The sequence below is a fragment of the Pseudomonas sp. MF09150 genome (assembly GCF_059862355.1).
Genome location: NZ_JCBCUS010000003.1, coordinates 114,252 through 131,170 on the forward strand (window position 1 = coordinate 114,252; position 16,919 = coordinate 131,170).

Below are 16,919 nucleotides of genomic sequence, written 5' to 3' on the forward strand. Positions count from 1 at the left end.
GCCCCGCGGTTGATCAGGAGTAATCCCCATGCGCGTAGCGCTTTATCAGTGCCCGCCACTGCCCCTGGATGTAGCCGGCAACCTGCAACGCCTGCAAAACATCGCCATGGAAGCCAGCGACGCCGACCTGCTGGTGCTGCCCGAGATGTACCTCAGCGGCTACAACATCGGCCCCGAGGCGGTCGGCGCCCTGGCCGAAGCCCAGGACGGCCCCTCGGCCGAACATATCGCGGCCATCGCCCGGGCTGCGGGCACCGCGATTGTCTATGGCTATGCCGAGCGCGCCGAGGACGGGCAGATCTACAACGCCATCCAACTGATCGATGCCCAGGGCCAGCGCCTGTGCAACTACCGCAAGACCCACCTGTTCGGCGACCTCGACCGCTCGATGTTCAGCGCCGGGGCCGACCAGTTCCCGCTGGTGGAATTGAACGGCTGGAAACTCGGGTTCCTGATCTGCTACGACATCGAGTTCCCGGAAAACGCCCGGCGTCTGGCACTGGCCGGCGCCGAGCTGATCCTGGTGCCGACAGCGAACATGCGTCCCTACGAGTTCGTTGCCGAGGTGACCGTGCGTTCCCGGGCCTTTGAAAACCAGTGCTACGTGGCCTACGCCAACTACTGCGGCAGCGAGGACGAGATCCACTACTGCGGCCTGAGCAGCATCGCCGCTCCCGATGGCACCCTCTGCGCCAGGGCCGGGCTCGACGAAGCGTTGATCAGCGGCGTGCTGGACCGGCGATTGATGCTCGACTCCCGGGCGATCAATCGCTATTTCGTCGACCGCCGCCCCGAGCTTTACGACGACCTGAACAAGCGCTGATCCCGGGTTATCCGCTAGCATGAGCGCTTCTCTGTTCTGGAAGTGCTCATGCCCGCGCTGAACCACCCCCACCTGCCCCACACTGAAACCCTGGCCAACGGCCTGCGGGTTTCATTGCGCCATGCCCCCCATTTGAAACGCTGCGCGGCGAGCGTGCGGGTCAATGCCGGCAGCCACGATGTGCCTCCGGCCTGGCCTGGCCTGGCGCACTTTCTGGAACACCTGATGTTTCTCGGCACTGAGCGCTTTGCCGCGCAGCAGGGCCTGATGGCCTATGTCCAAGGCCATGGCGGACAGGTCAACGCCCAGACCCGCGAGCGCAGCACCGAGTACTTTTTCGAGTTGCCACCCGCCGCCTTTGCCGGCGGGCTGGAGCGTCTGTGCGACATGCTGGCCCACCCGCGCCTGGCCGAAGAAGATCAACTGCGCGAGCGCGAAGTGCTGCACGCGGAATTTATCGCCTGGTCCCGGGATGCCACGGCACAACGGCAGTTTTCGCTGTTCGACCGCCTGTCCCCGACCCACCCCTTACGCGCCTTCCATGCCGGCAATCGCTACAGCCTGCCGGTGCCACGCCCGGCCTTTCGCCAGGCCCTGGGCGAGTTCTACCAGACCTTCTACCAGGCCGGGCAAATGACCCTGAGCCTGGCCGGCCCGCAACCGCTGCAAGAGCTGCGGGCCCTGGCCGAACGTTGCGGCGGCGAGTTCGCCAAAGGCGCGCCCGTGCCCCAGGAGCTGCCGCCCGATTTGCAGGCCGACGGCCCCGGGCTTTATGCCCGGCAAGACGGCCGTCACCTGGACCTGCTGCTGTGCGCTGAGCAATTGCCCGAGGGTGCCGCAGACGCTCTGGAGGTGCTCTGTATCTGGCTGGCGTCGAGCAAGCCCGGGGGCCTGGTCGCCGAGTTGACAACACGCGGCCTGATCGATGGCCTCAAAGCCGCGCCGCTGTATCAATTTGCCGGGCAGGCCGTGGTGCATGTCGACATCGGCTTGACTCCCCAGGGCCTGGAACACGTGACGCTGATCCGCCAACAGGTGCAGGACTGGCTGGGCTTTTTTGCGACGCAGACCGACTGGCCGCCACTGAGCGCGGAATACGCGCGCCTGCAACAACGCCGGCAACAGGTCGCGGGCGCGCTGGAACTGGCACGGTTCGACAGCGAGCAGCGCCAGGGCGCATTGACCGGGCCAGGGCTGGCGGCTCTCCAAACACTGCTCCAGCAACTGCAACCCAAGGCGGGCGAGCCCCTGGCGATTGCCTGGCAACTGCCGCCTGCCAATCCGTTTCTGGCTACCGAAGTCGAGCCGCCACGCGCCGGCCTGATTCGCGGACAAACCAGCAAGCACCGCGGGCTGCGCACCTTTGCCCAGGACCGCAGTCGTGGCCGGCTCGAGCTGCCGGCGCTGAACTTCAGCCAGGCCCTGCCCGAAGATACCGGCGAGGCCGCGCTGTACCTGCGCTGGCGTCTGCACCAGGCGGCCCCGGCCGGGCTGCTGCCGGTGCTGGTGCGCAGCCTGCACAAGCTGCAAGTGGATGCGCGCCAGGCCGGGGTGGAGGTGACGCTGAACCCCAATGGCCAGAACTGGCTGCTGAAAATGACCGGCCACCCGCAACCGCTGCCGGCGATTCTGGCCCAGGTGCTCAAACAGCTGAGCCAGCCCGCTGCCGCCACGTGGCTGAGCAGCGAACCCGCCGCCGCGCCCCTGATCCCGATCCGTCAGTTGCTCAAGGCCCTGGCCGAGCCGCAGTGGGAATCCGCCGCGACCAATGATGCCGCGGCCCTGCAGTTACTGTGGGACGGCGCCCGCTGGGACGGGCTGGGCCTGGGCCTGCCCGAAGCGACGCAACACGCGTTGAAAAGAGCCCTGGGCAAGATGCCCGGTAGCCCCGACAGCGCCCTGGCAGACGTCACCCCCAGCGCGGCCGGCTACCTCTGGCAAACCGTCGACTGCGGCTCCAGCGAACACGCGCTGCTGCTATTTTGCCCAGCGCCGTCGACCCGCGTGGAAGACGAGGCCGCCTGGCGCCTGCTCGGCCAACTGTCCCAAGCGCCCTTCTATCAGCGCCTGCGGGTCGAGCTGCAACTGGGTTATGCGGTGTTCAGCGGCGTACGCCAGATCAACGGACACACCGGGTTGCTGTTTGGCGTGCAGTCGCCCGGAGCCCCGGTGCCTGAGATCCTCGAACACATTCGGCAGTTTCTGCAGCAACTGCCAACGCTGCTGGCTCAGCTTGACCCCGTGGAACTGGCCTCCCAACGCCAGAGTCTGGCGGCGCAATTCGACCCCGCCAGCCTCGGGCTGGCCCAAGCCGCCGAGCTGCTATGGCACAGCGCCCAGGCCGGCCATCCGTCGGATTATCTGCAGCAATTGCCGCCAGCCATCGAGGGGCTGTCGGCGGCCACTCTGCAGGACGCGGCCCTGCGTCTGAATCACGCCGAAGGCGGCTGGAGGTGCCTGGCCACCGGGGTTTGCCCGGGCGCACCGTGGCAGGGGCAGCGCTGATCATTACCGTGGCAGTAAAGGGCTTTCTTGCACAGGGGCAGGTCAGGACCGGGGACCATTGAGTAAGATAGCTCCCTAAGCATCTGAACATCTCCGGCCGGAGGTGGACTATATGTAATGCAGTCACCCGTCCCATCCACTTGAAGGAGCGCCTCCATGTCCTGGTCCAAACCTGCCTACACCGACCTGCGTATCGGCTTCGAAGTCACCATGTACTTCGCCAACCGCTGATTACTGTCCCCGGGCAACTGCCTCGCAGGAACCCCGGAAACAGAACCCGCAGTGCAACGCCTCGGCTCGCCGGGGCGTTTTTTTGTTGTGTCTTGCCCTGATGGAGCCACCATGTTTGTCCAGATTCTAGGTTCGGCCGCCGGTGGCGGTTTCCCGCAGTGGAACTGCAACTGCGTGAACTGCGCAGGCTTTCGCGATGGCAGCCTGCGGGCACAGGCGCGTACCCAATCGTCGATCGCGATTTCCGATGACGGCGTGAACTGGGTGCTGTGCAACGCCTCGCCGGATATCCGCGCTCAGCTCCAGGGCTTTGCCGCGATGCAGCCGGGCCGGGCCCTGCGCGATACCGGGGTCAGCGCGATCATCCTGATGGACAGCCAGATCGACCACACCACCGGCCTGCTCAGCCTGCGCGAAGGATGCCCGCACTCGGTCTGGTGCACCGACATGGTCCACGAAGACCTGAGCACCGGTTTCCCGCTGTTCACCATGCTCAAGCACTGGAACGGTGGGCTGGACTGGCACCCCATCGAACTCGGCCAGAGCTTCGGCATCCCGGCCTGCCCCCACCTGCGCTTCAGCCCGCTGCCGCTGCGCAGCGCCGCCCCGCCCTACTCGCCGCACCGCTTCGACCCGCACCCCGGCGACAACATCGGCCTGCTGGTCGAAGACCTGCGCACCGGCGGCACCTTGTTTTACGCACCGGGGCTGGGCCAGGTCGATGGCTCCCTGCTCAAGATCATGGCCAGCAGCGATTGCCTGCTGGTGGACGGCACCCTGTGGGACGACGATGAAATGCAGCGCCGTGGCGTCGGTACTCGCACCGGGCGGGAAATGGGCCACCTGGCGCAAAACGGCCCGGGCGGCATGCTCGAGGTGCTGGAGCAGTTGCCGAACCAGCGCAAGGTGCTGATCCACATTAACAACACCAACCCGATCCTCGACGAAGACTCCGCCGAACGTGCCGAATTGGTACGCCGAAAGGTGGAAGTGGCTTACGACGGAATGAGTATTGAGCTGTAGGGCGAATCGCGAGCAAGCTCGCTGTACGGGCTCTGCATCCACTGTGCAGGAGCGGGCCTGCGCGACCTTGCACCCGCAGCCCCCGGAGAACCGCAATGACTGACACCGCACTGTCCCCCGCCGAGTTCGAACAGGCCCTGCGGGCCAAGGGCGCCTATTACCACATCCACCACCCCTATCACGTGGCGATGTATGAAGGCCGGGCTACCCGCGAACAGATCCAGGGCTGGGTCGCCAACCGTTTCTATTACCAGGTCAATATCCCGCTCAAGGATGCCGCGATCCTGGCCAACTGTCCGGACCGGGAAATCCGCCGCGAGTGGATCCAGCGCCTGCTGGATCACGACGGTGCCCCCGGTGAAGACGGCGGCATCGAGGCCTGGCTGCGCCTGGGCCAGGCCGTGGGCCTTGACCCGGATCAACTGCGCTCCCAGGAACTGGTACTGCCCGGCGTGCGCTTCGCGGTGGATGCCTACGTCAACTTCGCCCGGCGCGCCAGTTGGCAGGAGGCGGCCAGCAGCTCGCTCACCGAACTGTTCGCGCCGCAGATCCACCAGTCGCGCCTGGACAGCTGGCCACAGCATTACCCATGGATCGACCCGGCCGGCTACCAGTACTTCCGCACCCGCCTGGGCCAGGCCCGGCGTGATGTCGAGCACGGCCTGGCCATCACCCTGCAGCACTACACCACCCTGCAGGGCCAGCAGCGCATGCTGGAAATTCTCCAGTTCAAACTGGACATCCTTTGGAGCATGCTCGACGCCATGAGCATGGCGTACGAGCTGCACCGCCCGCCTTATCACAGCGTCACCGAACAACGGGTCTGGCATAAGGGGATCACCCTATGAGTTTTGATCGCAGCAAGGTTCCGCACTGGCGACCCGGCTACCGCTTCCAGTACGAACCGGCGCAGAAAGGCCATGTGTTGCTGTACCCGGAAGGCATGATCAAGCTCAACGACAGTGCCGCGCTGATCGGTGGCCTGATCGACGCTGAGCGTGATGTGGCGGCGATCATTGCCGAACTCGACGCGCAGTTCCCCGGCGTGCCTGAGCTGGCGGACGATATCGAGCAATTCATGGAGGTCGCCCGTGCTCAGCACTGGATCGAACTTGCCTGATACCGCGCGCCTGCCGCCCAAACCCGAGGTCGGCCTGCCCTTGTGGCTGCTGGCCGAACTGACCTATCGCTGCCCACTGCAATGCCCCTATTGCTCCAACCCGCTGGATTTCGCCGAGCAGGGCAAGGAGCTGAGTACCGAGCAATGGCTCAAGGTCTTTCGTGAAGCCCGGGAAATGGGCGCCGCGCAGCTGGGGTTTTCCGGGGGCGAACCCCTGGTGCGCCAGGACCTGGCCGAGCTGATTGCCGAAGCGCGCAAACTGGGGTTTTACACCAACCTGATCACCTCCGGCATCGGCCTCACCGAGCAAAAAATCAGCGACTTCAAACAGGCCGGGCTCGACCACATCCAGATCAGCTTCCAGGCCAGCGACGAACAGGTGAACAACCTGCTGGCCGGCTCGAAAAAGGCCTTCGCACAAAAGCTGGAAATGGCTCGCGCGGTCAAGGCCCACGGCTACCCGATGGTGCTGAACTTCGTGACCCACCGGCACAACATCGACAAGATCGACCGCATCATCGAGCTGTGCATCGCCCTCGAAGCCGACTTCGTCGAGCTCGCGACCTGCCAGTTCTACGGTTGGGCGCAGTTGAACCGCGTCGGCCTGCTGCCCACCAAGGAGCAGCTGGTGCGCGCCGAACGGGTGACCAACGAGTACCGCGCCAGGCTCGAAGCCGAGGGGCATCCGTGCAAGCTGATTTTCGTCACCCCGGATTACTACGAAGAGCGCCCCAAGGCCTGCATGAACGGCTGGGGCAATATTTTCCTGACCGTCACCCCGGATGGCACCGCCCTGCCCTGCCATGGCGCGCGGCAGATGCCGGTGCAGTTCCCCAATGTGCGCGAGCACAGCATGCAGCACATCTGGTACGACTCGTTCGGCTTCAACCGTTTTCGCGGCTACGAGTGGATGCCCGAGCCTTGCCGCTCCTGCGACGAGAAGGAAAAAGACTTCGGTGGCTGCCGCTGCCAGGCGTTCATGCTCACCGGTGATGCCAGCAATGCAGATCCGGTGTGCAGTAAGTCGGCGCATCATGGGATGATCCTCCAGGCTCGCGAAGACGCCGAGCACGCCACCCAAACCATTGAACAACTGGCCTTCCGTAATGAACGAAACTCACGCCTCATCGCCAAGGGCTGAGCCCTTCAGCGCCGCCCAGGCAGTTGCCGCCGGGGTCGACTTCAGCGAATTGCGCCTCGGTGCCCAGGGCCTGTTCTGGAACGAATATCGCCCGGCCGACGCGGCCTGCCGAATCTGGCACTGGCAACACAACCAGGCCCGGTGCCTGACGCCCAAGGGTTTCAGCGTCAGCAGCCGGGTCTATGAATATGGCGGCGGTGCCTTCTGCCTGAGCGACGACGGGCTGGTGTTCGTCAATGACGCAGACCAGCAGCTGTACCGCCAGTCCGTTCAGGGAGAAATGCCCACTGCGCTGACCGCCGGGGAATGCCGCTACGGCGACCTGCAATTCGCCGCGGGCCAGGTCCTGGCGGTCGAGGAGCATCAGGACCGGCACCGGTTGGTGGCCATTGCCCTGGCAGATGGCAGTCGCCAGCTGCTGGCCGAAGGCGCGGACTTCTACGCCGCGCCCACCTTGAGCACCGACGGCCAGCGTCTGGCCTGGATCGAGTGGGATCGCCCCCATCAACCCTGGACCGCGACCCGGCTGATGGTCGCCGAGCGCCTGGCCAATGGCCTCTGGAGCGCACCGCGCTGCCTGGCGGGTAACGACACGCAAGAGGCCCTGCAACAACCACGCTTCGATGCCAGCGGTCGCCTGTATGCCCTGACCGATCGCGGCGGCTTCTGGCAACCCTGGGGCGAATCGGCGGATGGCTTGCAGCCGCTGCCCAGCGCCGCTGCCGATCATGCCCCGGCGCCCTGGCAACTGGGCGGTTGCAGCTGGCTGCCTCTGGGTGGCGAGGCATGGCTGGCGAGCTGGACCGAGGCCGGTTTCGGCCGCCTCGGCCTGCGCCGGCAGGACGGCACGCAACAGGACTTGAGCGGCAACTACAGCCGCTTTCGCAGCCTGGCGATGGACCAGCAGTTCATCTATTGCATCGCCGCCTCGCCGGTCAGCCCGTCGGCGGTGATCGCCATCGACCGTCACAGCCAGCAGGTGCAGGTGCTGGCTGGTGGCGTGTCGCCGCTGCCCGCAGAGCAGATCAGCCTGCCGCAGACCCTGAACTACCCGAGCGGCCAGGATCAGGCCCACGGGTTCTTCTACCCGGCCATGGACAACGCCGCCTCACCGCCGTTGGTGGTGTTCATTCACGGCGGCCCGACCTCGGCCTGCTACCCGATACTCGATCCACGCATCCAGTACTGGACCCAACGCGGGTTCGCCGTGGCCGACCTCAACTACCGAGGCAGTACCGGTTACGGCCGGGCCTATCGCCAGGCCCTGCACCTGCGTTGGGGTGAGGTGGATGTGCAGGATGCCTGCGCCGTGGTCGAGCATCTGGCCGAGCAAGGGCTGATCGACCGCAGCCGCGCCTTTATTCGCGGCGGCAGCGCGGGGGGCTATACCACCTTGTGCGCGCTGGCGTTCGCCGATGTGTTTCGCGCCGGCGCCAGCCTGTATGGCGTCAGCGATCCCCTGGGCCTGACCCGCACCACGCACAAGTTCGAGGGCGACTACCTTGACTGGCTGATTGGCGACCCGGAGCAGGACGCCGAGCGTTATCGCGCCCGCACACCGCTGCTGCACGCGGGCAATATCCGGGTGCCGGTAATTTTCTTCCAAGGCGAACTGGACGCAGTCGTGGTGCCCGAACAGACCCGCGACATGCTCAAGGCCCTGACGGACAACGGCATTGCGGCCCAGGCCCACTACTACCCGGACGAGCGCCACGGCTTTCGCAAGGCGAGCAACCAGGCTCATGCGTTGGAGCAGGAGTGGTTGTTTTATCGGAAGGTCATGCAAGGGTTGGACTGAATCAACCGCTCAGCCCGGCCGCCGCAACGCGGCAAGCCCGCCCCTGCCATCAGGGGCGGGCTGCGGCTTCAGCGCTTGGCGATGATGTACACCGCATGCACGATGCCCGGGATATAACCGCACAGGGTCAGCAGAATATTCAGCCAGAACGCGCCGCCGAAACCCACTTGCAGGAACACCCCCAGTGGCGGCAACAGAATGGCGATGATGATGCGGATAAAGTCCATGGGCAGCTCCATAAAGGCAATTGGCTCACACGAGCCTTACAGCTAATCGACCCGCGCCGCTCGACAGGGTTCAGTCGATTTGCCCTGGCCGCTCAGGCTGACGATCAGCCACAGGCCCTGCTCCACCTTGCCGCTTCAAGTTCCACAAAGGGTTTTGCAAAAGCCCGAGACAAAAAAACGCCCCGTGCGAAAAATCGGACACGGGGCGACGCGTTATTACCGCGAGACGGTTCAGGAATTCTGTCAACGCAAGGTCGGGTGCGGCCCTGAGAGGTAGTCCAGCAAACGGAACAGGGTTGGCGCCAAGCCACTGCAATGGGGAATGCCGGCGCGGATCGCCTGGTCATCCTCGACGGTATCCGGCCGGGCCTGGTGCTCGGCATTCAGCCAGGCCTTGGGCCGGGCCTGGAGCAGCGCCTCGATACTGTGCCAATCGCTCTGCATCAGGCACTGCAGGGCAATGGCCCGTTCCTGCCAGATAAACCCCTGGTTGGCGCAGGCCGCCGAGCGATACAGCGGCAACGCGCCCTTGGGCAGCTCGAAGCTCTCACCGTGCCAATGAAAGGCCATCAGCCGTTCCGGCAATGCCAGGCCCAGGGGCGAACCCTGGGCATGGGGGTATTTTTCCACCGGCCACCAGCCGATCTCCCGCGATGCGCTGGTGCGCACTTCAGCACCCAGCGCCTGGGCCAGCAGCTGGCCACCCAGGCCAATCCCTAACACCCGCTTGCCCGCGGACAGCGCCTTTCTGATCAAGCGTTTTTCGGCGCCCAGCCAGGGAATCTGTGGATCATCGTGAACGCTCATCGGCCCGCCCAGGGCGATCAGCAAATCGAAACTGTCGAGCCGCGGGATTCGCGCCTGGGCATAGAGATGGCAGATGTGCACGGCACTGGCACGTTCCAGCAGCCACTGGCTGATACGGCCCGGGCCGGCGGCCGGGGAATGTTGCAGAATCAGCACCCGCATCAGACAGCCACTCCCTTGCGGCACTGCAATTGCGCCGTGCGCACCCGAGAAAACGCACGCGCGAGGCGCAGCAGCATTTCATCGATGTTGGCTTTGCTCACCGTCAGCGCCGGGGTAAAGCGCAGGCAGTCAGGCTGGGGCGCGCTGAGCAGCAAGCCTTCGTGACGCGCGGCCTTGACCAGTGCCTGGGCCGAGTCGTCGGACAGGCTCAAGCCCCAGAACAGCCCGTGGCCATGCAGCGCGCCCTGGCCGTGACGATGGGCCAGGCGCGCCAGGCCTTCGCGCAGGTATTGGCCGGTGTCGCGAACCTGTTCGAGAAAACCGTGCTCCAGCACCGTGTCGAGGACCGCCAGCCCGGCAGCACTCATCAACGCGTTACCGTGATGGGTGCCGTCCAGTTCGCCCACCTCGAAACAGCAGGCCTTGCCCCGCGCCAGCAACGCCGCCAACGGCACGCCACCCCCCAGGCCCTTGCCGAGCACGGTGATGTCGGCGCGGACACCGTAGACCTGCTCCGCCAGCAGGGCTCCGCAGCGCCCGATGCCGGTCTGTACTTCATCGAGAATCAGCAGGATGCCCAGCTCGCGACACAGCCGCTCGACGCCCTTGAGGTAATGCTCGGTGGCGGGAATCACCCCGGCCTCGCCCTGAATCGGTTCCAGCATGATCGCCACGGTGTGTGCGTCCACCGCGGCATGCAGCGCCGGTAGATCATTAAACGGCACATGGCTGAAGCCTGGCAGCCGGGGTTCGAAGCGATTGCCCTGGTTCGGGCTGGCCGAGGCCGACATCGCCGCAAACCCGCGACCGTGACAACTGTTGCTGGCGGTGATGATTTGCGCCGCGCCGCCCCGATGCAGTTGGCCCCACTTGCGCGCCAGCTTGATCGCCGCCTCACAGGCCTCGCTGCCACTGCCCAAGAGGTACGCCTGGTCGCTACCGGTGCTCAGGCACAGGCGTTCGGCGAGCTTGAGCATGCTGCGGTTGTAAAACCCCGAGCCGGGGTTGATCAGCGATTGCGCCTGGGCGGCCAGCGCCGTGACCAGAGCAGATGGGCTGTGGCCCAGGCTGTTGGCGGCCGCGCCCTGGGTGAAGTCCAGGTAGGCGCGGTCTTCGTTGTCCCAGAGCCAGGAACCCTGCCCCCGTACAAACACCGGTTGAGGCCGCTGCACGCTGGGCATCAGGCGCTCGCTGCTGCGCTCGTCAGCGCTGGCCGGCAGGCAGAAATCAGTGGCCAGGTCGTCGAGGCTGGCGGGCTTGCGCCGCAGATTGAACAGATTCATGCACGCAGCCCTTCCAGCGGCAGGCCGAGCAACCGTGAAGACCAGTCTTCGACGCGGCCGGTGCGCATGCGCTTGATTGCGATATCGCGCCAGCGCGAAGCGAGCGCCGGGCAGTCCACCAGTTTTTTCAAGCCGGCATGCTCCAGAGGCTCCTGATAAAAACAACGCAGGGCCCAGGCCACGGTCAGGCCGGGATAGCTGCGCTGGATCAGCTCGAACGGCTGGTCGGCGCTGACGAACCCCGGCTTGAGCACCCGGTAGAACCAGCCGCAGCGACCATTGTCCTGGGCCTGTTGCGGCAGGCTCGGGATGCCCCAGCGGTGGCTCAGGCGATAGCAGGGGGAACGGGGCTGGCTGATCTGCAGCAAGGCGCCGCCCCAGCGAAACATGTCGCCCAGGCACACATGCTCTTCCGTCAGGCCGTGGGTGGAGAGGTTTTCGCCAAAGGCCGGGGCGCACCAGTCGATCTGTGGATAACGCTTGCGCCAATAGGCGTAGTGCTCGGCCGGGTAGTGATGCAGGGCACGCTCGGGGCCGGTATGAAAGCGCGGATCACCGTGCTCATCGCTGCCCAGGCCTTGCGGCCACAACCAGAGTCGATTTGCAACCGGGTGTTTATCCGTGTCGCTGATCAAACCCTGGCCGAGGTTTTTTGCCTTGCCTATGTAAACGCCCTCCACATAAACCGTATTCATCGCGCTCTCTGGCCCTGTAAGCCTTGTGAATAGGGGTTAGACTAGGCTTCTTGGCGGCACTCGGCCATTTCGATTTTCCAGCATTTTTGATAAGTAAAACTTATGGATTTCAAGCAACTGCGTTATTTCGTCGCGGTCTATGAAGAAGGCCATGTGGGCCGGGCCGCAGAACGCCTTTCCATCTCCCAGCCGGCGCTCTCGCAGCAGATCCGGCAGCTGGAACAGAACCTCGATGTCAGCCTGTTCGAGCGCAGCAGCAAGCGCCTGTTGCCGACCCTCGCTGCGCACACGTTGTATAACCATGCCCTGCCGCTGCTCGATGGCATGCAACGGGCACGCGAGGCCCTGGGCAACTTCCGCGGCCAGGCCTTGCGGACCCTGGCCATCGGCGTGTTGCAGACCGTGCACACCAGCCTGGTGCCGCAAATGCTTGAGCGGGTGCGCAAGGCACAGCCCCATCTGGTGGTGCAGATCTATGAATTGACCGGCCTGGAAATCGAACGCCGGCTGCTCAATGGTGCGCTGGACATCGGCATCAGCTACCTGCCGCCGCGCCAGGCCGGATTGCACGGCGTGTCACTGTACGAAGATGAGCTGACCCTGGTCATCCCCGCCGACCACCCGCTGCGCGAATTCAAGAAAGTGTCCATCAGCCAGGCGGCCGAGTTGCCGATGCTGCTGCTCGGCGAGGAATTTCAGGTGCGGCAGATCTGGCAGGCGCAACTGGCCAGCCTCGGGCGCCGCCCGCAAGTGCAGGCCGAGTTGAACAATATGGCGGGGATTCTCGATAGCCTGCCCCATACCCGCCTGGCAACGGTGTTGCCGGGGCGCTCACGCCAGGAACATGGCAATAAGGATTTGCTCTGGAAACCGCTGAGTGAACCCAGGGTGCCGTTGAAAGTGGGGCTGGTCTGTCGCGACGTGCAGCGTCAGCAAGGCACATTGGAGCTGCTGCGCAGCTTGCTGGAAGACGTGATGAATGGCCCGCAAGGACGATTGCCCGGGACCGCCCCCCTGGATGGGCTGGGCTGAAGAGCCCGGAACAAAAACCCGGGCAAAAGAAAACCCCGCCGAAGCGGGGTTTTGCAGACTGTTTCCCTGACATCCTTTTCACTCCGCCATCCTGGCAGAATCCTACGTGTCCATGTTTTGCTTTTGCGCTTCCTGCGCGACGTCCATGTGAAGTAGATTAGCTCTGGATCCAATCTGTCGATAGACGTAATCAGCAGCACGCAATGTAAGAGAATGCTTACATTGCGTCCTCAGCCTCAGAACTGCGCAGCGTCCAGCAGGAACAGCGATTCACTGCCCGCCTTGACCGACGCGCTCAACGAGTGAATCCGCGGCAACAGGCGAGCGAAGTAGAAGCGCGCGGTGCCCAGTTTGCTGGCGTAGAAGTCTTCCTGCCCTTCCTTGCCCAGTGCGGCCTTGGCCATCAACGCCCACATGTAGGCGTAGGCTGTGTAACCAAACGCTTGCAAATACTCGACCGAGGCCGCGCCGATTTCGTTGGGGTTGCTCTTCGCCCGATCCAGCAGCCAGGCCGTCAGGTCGTCGAGCACAGCCACGGCGTCATTCAACGGCTTAGTGAATTCCCCCAGGTCGCTGCTGGCGGTCGCAGTGAAATGGCGGATCTCGTCGGCAAACAACTGATAGAACGCACCGCCGTTGCCGACAATCTTGCGCCCTACCAAGTCCAGCGCCTGAATGCCGTTGGTACCTTCGTAAATCTGGGTGATGCGCACATCACGCACCAGCTGCTCCTGGCCCCACTCGCGAATGTAGCCGTGACCACCGAAAATCTGCTGCCCGTGCACCGTGGTTTCCAGGCCCAGATCGGTCAGAAACGCCTTGGCCACCGGGGTCAGCAAGGCCACCAGGTCTTCGGCGCGTTTGCGCGTGGCGGGCTCTTCGCTGAACTTGGCGGTGTCGAGTTGCATCGCCACATAGGTCGAGAACGCCCGGCCGCCTTCGTTCGAGGCTTTCATGGTCAACAGCATGCGGCGCACGTCCGGGTGGACGATGATCGGGTCGGCCACTTTGTCCTTGGCTTGCGGGCCGGTTGGCGAGCGGCTTTGCAGGCGATCGCGGGCGTACTCGACGGCGTTCTGGTAGGAGCGCTCACCCGAGGCCAGACCCTGGATACCAACCCCCAGGCGCTCGTAGTTCATCATGGTGAACATCGCCGCCAGGCCTTTGTTCGGCTCGCCCACGATGTAGCCGACCGCCTCGTCGAAGTTCATCACGCAGGTGGCCGAGGCCTGGATGCCCATCTTGTGTTCGATAGAACCGCAAGTCACCGGGTTGCGCGCACCCAGGCTGCCGTCGGCATTGACCATGAACTTGGGCACCAGGAACAACGAGATCCCCTTGGGCCCGGCCGGTGCGTCCGGCAGCTTGGCCAGCACCAGGTGGATGATGTTTTCGGTCAGGTCGTGCTCACCGCCGGTGATAAAGATCTTGGTCCCGCTGACCCTGTAGGAACCGTCCGCCTGAGGCTCGGCCTTGGTGCGGATAATGCCCAGGTCGGTGCCGGCATGGGGTTCGGTCAGGCACATGGACCCGGCCCAGACTCCGGCGTACATGTTCGGCAGGTAGGTCTCTTTCAGTTCTTCGCTGGCGTGGGCGTTGATCGACAGGCAAGCCCCGGCGGTCAGCATCGGGTACAAGCCAAACGACAGGCTGGCGGAGTTGACCATTTCCTCGACCTGGGCCGACACCGCCTTGGGCATGCCCATGCCGCCATAGGCCGGGTCGCCGCCGACGCCAACCCAGCCGCCCTCGGCATAGGTCTGGTAGGCCTGGGTGAACCCCTGGGGCGTGGTCACCGCGCCATTGCTCCAGTGGCAACCTTCTTCGTCAGCGCTGCGGCTCAGCGGGGCGATGCTCTTGCCAGTGACTTTGCCGGCTTCCTCAAGAATGGCCTCGACGGTTTGCGCATCGACCGTTTCGGCCAGCGCAGGCAGCTCGGCCCAGAGTTTGGCGACCTCGAAAACTTCATTGAGGACGAAGCGCATATCGCGCAGGGGCGCTTTGTAGTCAGCCATGGCAAACCTCGCAAGATCTAAACAAGAGGGCCGAAACAGGCCCCAATAACGAAAACCGAAGTGTAACCTAACAACTTTTGTGACACATAGGGTCAACTAGTGACCTTTTTGTTAATTTTAGTCACACAGGATTCCGGACATGATAAAGCCCGCACCAGGCGGGCTTTCAACGGCTTGATCGAACAGGTTAAAGCGCGAACAACTCCGCTGGCAGCTGCATCAGGCAGTCGCTGCCGGCTTCCACCGCCGCCCGATGAGTTGCAGTACGCGGCAGCAGACGCTTGAAGTAAAACTCACAGGTCGCGAGCTTGGCCGTGCAGTAATCCCGGTCACCCTCGCCGGCATCGAGCTGCGCCTGAGCCACCAGTGCCATGCGCAACCAGAGGTAGCCGAGAATGATGTAGCCGCTGTACATCAGGTAATCCAGGGCAGCGGCCCCCACTTCATCGGGATTCTTCAGCGCCGCCATGCCGACCTGGGTGGTCAGTGTGCCCCACTCCTGATTCAGGCCATTGAGCTGCGCGACATAGGCCTTGAGCTGCGGGTGCTCACCCTGGGCCTGGCAGAACTTGTGGACGATCCGGGTGAACCCCTGCAGCAGCTTGCCCTGGCTGCCAAGGACCTTGCGCCCCAGCAGGTCCAGGGCCTGGATGCCGTTGGTGCCTTCATAAATAGGGGCGATGCGGCAATCGCGCACCAGTTGCTCCATGCCCCATTCGCGGATAAACCCGTGGCCGCCAAACACCTGCATGCCGTGGTTGGTCACTTCCAGCCCGGTCTCGGTCATGAACGCCTTGCAGATCGGGGTGAGGAAGGCCAGGAGGTTTTCGGCATCCTGGCGCTGCTCCGGGTCCGCGCCGAGGTGGGCCACGTCCAGCAGTTGCGCGGTGAAATAGGTCAGCGCCCGGTTGCCTTCGTTGAAGGCCTTCATCGTCAGCAACATGCGCCGCACGTCCGGGTGGACGATGATCGGGTCCGCCGCCTTGTCCGGGGCCTTGGGCCCGGTCAGCGAGCGCATCTGCAGGCGGTCGTTGGCGTACTTGATCGCGCCCTGGAAGCTCGCCTCGCCCAGACACAAGCCCTGCATCCCGGTGCCCAGGCGCGCATGGTTCATCATGGTGAACATGCAGTTCAGGCCCTTGTTGGCCTCGCCGATCAGATAACCCCTGGCCCCATCGAAGTTGAGCACACAGGTGGCCGATGCCTTGATGCCCATCTTGTGCTCGATGGAGCCACAGCTGACCCCATTGCGCTCGCCCGCCTCGCCTTGGGCGTCAGGCACGAACTTGGGCACGATGAACAGCGAAATGCCCTTGGTCCCCGCCGGCGCATCCGGCAGCTTGGCTAGCACCAGGTGGATGATGTTGTCACTCAGGTCATGTTCGCCGGCGGAGATGAAAATCTTGCTCCCGGAGACCGCATAGCTGCCATCGGCCTGAGGCACGGCGCGGGTCTTGATGATGCCCAGGTCGGTGCCGCAATGGGCTTCGGTCAGGCACATGGTGCCGGTCCACTGACCGCTGGTGAGTTTGCTCAGGTAGGTGACTTTCTGCTCGCTGGAGCCATGGGCGTGGATCGCCGACATCGCACCGTGGGTCAGCCCCGGGTACATGCCCCAGGACGTATTGCTGGAACCGACCATCTCGCTGATGACCAGCCCCAGGGACTGCGGCAAGCCCTGGCCGCCGTAACTCGGATCCGCTGCCAGGCCGTGCCAGCCGCCTTCGACGTACTGCGCGAAGGCCTGCTTGAAGCCCTTGGGGGTGGTGACCACGCCATTTTCGAAGTGACAGCCCTCCTCGTCCCCGGAGCGGTTCAGCGGCGCGAGTACGTTCTCGCAGAACCTCGCCCCCTCTTCGAGGATCGCGTCGACCATGTCCGGGCTGGCGTCGGTCGCGCCCAGGGCCGCGTAGTTGGCGTGGAAGTCGAACACATGGTCGATCAGAAAGCGCATGTCGCGCAGCGGGGCTTTGTACTCAGGCATGGTCGTGTCTCCGGCAGCAGATAGCCCACGCTACTGCTGCCCACCAGGCCTGCCAATCACAGTCCAGACGCTG

At 64.3% G+C, this 16,919-nt stretch carries 15 protein-coding genes; 9 read left to right on the plus strand and 6 right to left on the minus strand.

Annotated features, from left to right (window positions below; all coding sequences use genetic code 11):
- The first annotated feature begins 28 nt into the window (after nucleotides 1-28).
- The 8 genes from AC19YX_RS13395 (at nucleotide 29) to AC19YX_RS13430 (ending at nucleotide 8,641) form a co-directional block, all read left to right on the plus strand.
- Nucleotides 29-823 (plus strand): carbon-nitrogen hydrolase family protein, encoded by a 795-nt coding sequence (locus AC19YX_RS13395; RefSeq protein WP_500606438.1) that lies wholly within the window; start codon nucleotides 29-31, stop codon nucleotides 821-823.
- A gap of 48 nt (nucleotides 824-871) precedes the next feature.
- Nucleotides 872-3,328, plus strand: coding sequence for a pyrroloquinoline quinone biosynthesis protein PqqF (pqqF, locus tag AC19YX_RS13400; protein ID WP_500606439.1), 2,457 nt, complete (start codon nucleotides 872-874; stop codon nucleotides 3,326-3,328).
- Nucleotides 3,329-3,484: 156 nt separating this feature from the next.
- The gene (pqqA, locus tag AC19YX_RS13405; protein ID WP_020295432.1) at nucleotides 3,485-3,559 is read left to right on the plus strand and encodes a pyrroloquinoline quinone precursor peptide PqqA; all 75 of its coding nucleotides are present in this window, start codon (nucleotides 3,485-3,487) and stop codon (nucleotides 3,557-3,559) included.
- Between the two features lie 111 nt (nucleotides 3,560-3,670).
- On the plus strand, nucleotides 3,671-4,582 hold the full coding sequence (gene pqqB, locus AC19YX_RS13410; protein WP_078472844.1) for a pyrroloquinoline quinone biosynthesis protein PqqB: 912 nt from the start codon (nucleotides 3,671-3,673) through the stop codon (nucleotides 4,580-4,582).
- Between the two features lie 95 nt (nucleotides 4,583-4,677).
- Nucleotides 4,678-5,430, plus strand: a complete 753-nt coding sequence (gene pqqC, locus AC19YX_RS13415; RefSeq protein WP_020295430.1) for a pyrroloquinoline-quinone synthase PqqC — start codon at nucleotides 4,678-4,680, stop codon at nucleotides 5,428-5,430.
- A complete protein-coding gene (gene pqqD, locus AC19YX_RS13420) occupies nucleotides 5,427-5,702 on the plus strand; it encodes a pyrroloquinoline quinone biosynthesis peptide chaperone PqqD (RefSeq protein WP_020295429.1) in 276 nt (91 codons plus the stop codon). The genes pqqC and pqqD overlap by 4 nt, the downstream gene beginning before the upstream one ends.
- Entirely contained in the window at nucleotides 5,674-6,843 is a 1,170-nt protein-coding gene (pqqE, locus tag AC19YX_RS13425) for a pyrroloquinoline quinone biosynthesis protein PqqE (protein ID WP_078472843.1), read from the plus strand. Before pqqD ends, pqqE begins: the two co-directional genes overlap by 29 nt.
- A complete protein-coding gene (locus AC19YX_RS13430; RefSeq protein ID WP_500606440.1) occupies nucleotides 6,809-8,641 on the plus strand; it encodes a prolyl oligopeptidase family serine peptidase in 1,833 nt (610 codons plus the stop codon). Before pqqE ends, AC19YX_RS13430 begins: the two co-directional genes overlap by 35 nt.
- 68 nt (nucleotides 8,642-8,709) lie before the next feature.
- On the opposite strand, the gene AC19YX_RS13435 is transcribed toward AC19YX_RS13430, so the two are convergent.
- The 4 genes from AC19YX_RS13435 to AC19YX_RS13450 all read right to left on the minus strand — a co-directional run bounded on the left by AC19YX_RS13435 (nucleotide 8,710) and on the right by AC19YX_RS13450 (nucleotide 11,815).
- Nucleotides 8,710-8,868 (minus strand): YqaE/Pmp3 family membrane protein, encoded by a 159-nt coding sequence (locus tag AC19YX_RS13435; protein ID WP_003228885.1) that lies wholly within the window; start codon nucleotides 8,866-8,868, stop codon nucleotides 8,710-8,712.
- Between the two features lie 243 nt (nucleotides 8,869-9,111).
- Nucleotides 9,112-9,837: a type 1 glutamine amidotransferase gene (locus AC19YX_RS13440; protein WP_500606441.1), complete on the minus strand. Its 726-nt coding sequence runs from the start codon at nucleotides 9,835-9,837 to the stop codon at nucleotides 9,112-9,114.
- Nucleotides 9,837-11,120, minus strand: a complete 1,284-nt coding sequence (locus AC19YX_RS13445; protein ID WP_078472838.1) for an aspartate aminotransferase family protein — start codon at nucleotides 11,118-11,120, stop codon at nucleotides 9,837-9,839. The genes AC19YX_RS13440 and AC19YX_RS13445 overlap by 1 nt, the downstream gene beginning before the upstream one ends.
- Nucleotides 11,117-11,815 (minus strand): MOSC domain-containing protein, encoded by a 699-nt coding sequence (locus AC19YX_RS13450; RefSeq protein WP_078472837.1) that lies wholly within the window; start codon nucleotides 11,813-11,815, stop codon nucleotides 11,117-11,119. Before AC19YX_RS13450 ends, AC19YX_RS13445 begins: the two co-directional genes overlap by 4 nt.
- Before the next feature lie 102 nt (nucleotides 11,816-11,917).
- Between AC19YX_RS13450 and AC19YX_RS13455 the strand changes: the two genes are divergently transcribed.
- Nucleotides 11,918-12,847, plus strand: coding sequence for a LysR family transcriptional regulator (locus tag AC19YX_RS13455; protein ID WP_078472836.1), 930 nt, complete (start codon nucleotides 11,918-11,920; stop codon nucleotides 12,845-12,847).
- 236 nt (nucleotides 12,848-13,083) lie between these two features.
- Here AC19YX_RS13455 and AC19YX_RS13460 read toward each other — a convergent pair whose 3' ends face one another.
- Together AC19YX_RS13460 and AC19YX_RS13465 are read right to left on the minus strand one after the other, a co-directional pair.
- On the minus strand, nucleotides 13,084-14,862 hold the full coding sequence (locus AC19YX_RS13460; protein ID WP_201128307.1) for an acyl-CoA dehydrogenase C-terminal domain-containing protein: 1,779 nt from the start codon (nucleotides 14,860-14,862) through the stop codon (nucleotides 13,084-13,086).
- A 187-nt stretch (nucleotides 14,863-15,049) separates the two neighbouring features.
- Nucleotides 15,050-16,846, minus strand: a complete 1,797-nt coding sequence (locus tag AC19YX_RS13465) for an acyl-CoA dehydrogenase C-terminal domain-containing protein (protein WP_500606442.1) — start codon at nucleotides 16,844-16,846, stop codon at nucleotides 15,050-15,052.
- Between the last annotated feature and the right edge of the window lie 73 nt (nucleotides 16,847-16,919).

Excerpts from the sequence above, each read along its gene's own strand:
- AC19YX_RS13395 (WP_500606438.1), top strand. The coding sequence starts at position 29 with ATGCGCGTAGCGCTTTATCAGTGCCCGCCACTGCCCCTGGATGTAGCC.
- pqqF (WP_500606439.1), top strand. The coding sequence starts at position 872 with ATGCCCGCGCTGAACCACCCCCACCTGCCCCACACTGAAACCCTGGCC.
- pqqB (WP_078472844.1), top strand. The coding sequence starts at position 3,671 with ATGTTTGTCCAGATTCTAGGTTCGGCCGCCGGTGGCGGTTTCCCGCAG.
- pqqC (WP_020295430.1), top strand. The coding sequence starts at position 4,678 with ATGACTGACACCGCACTGTCCCCCGCCGAGTTCGAACAGGCCCTGCGG.
- pqqD (WP_020295429.1), top strand. The coding sequence starts at position 5,427 with ATGAGTTTTGATCGCAGCAAGGTTCCGCACTGGCGACCCGGCTACCGC.
- AC19YX_RS13430 (WP_500606440.1), top strand. The coding sequence starts at position 6,809 with ATGAACGAAACTCACGCCTCATCGCCAAGGGCTGAGCCCTTCAGCGCC.
- AC19YX_RS13435 (WP_003228885.1), bottom strand. The coding sequence starts at position 8,868 with ATGGACTTTATCCGCATCATCATCGCCATTCTGTTGCCGCCACTGGGG.
- AC19YX_RS13440 (WP_500606441.1), bottom strand. The coding sequence starts at position 9,837 with ATGCGGGTGCTGATTCTGCAACATTCCCCGGCCGCCGGCCCGGGCCGT.
- AC19YX_RS13445 (WP_078472838.1), bottom strand. The coding sequence starts at position 11,120 with ATGAATCTGTTCAATCTGCGGCGCAAGCCCGCCAGCCTCGACGACCTG.
- AC19YX_RS13450 (WP_078472837.1), bottom strand. The coding sequence starts at position 11,815 with ATGAATACGGTTTATGTGGAGGGCGTTTACATAGGCAAGGCAAAAAAC.
- AC19YX_RS13455 (WP_078472836.1), top strand. The coding sequence starts at position 11,918 with ATGGATTTCAAGCAACTGCGTTATTTCGTCGCGGTCTATGAAGAAGGC.
- AC19YX_RS13460 (WP_201128307.1), bottom strand. The coding sequence starts at position 14,862 with ATGGCTGACTACAAAGCGCCCCTGCGCGATATGCGCTTCGTCCTCAAT.
- AC19YX_RS13465 (WP_500606442.1), bottom strand. The coding sequence starts at position 16,846 with ATGCCTGAGTACAAAGCCCCGCTGCGCGACATGCGCTTTCTGATCGAC.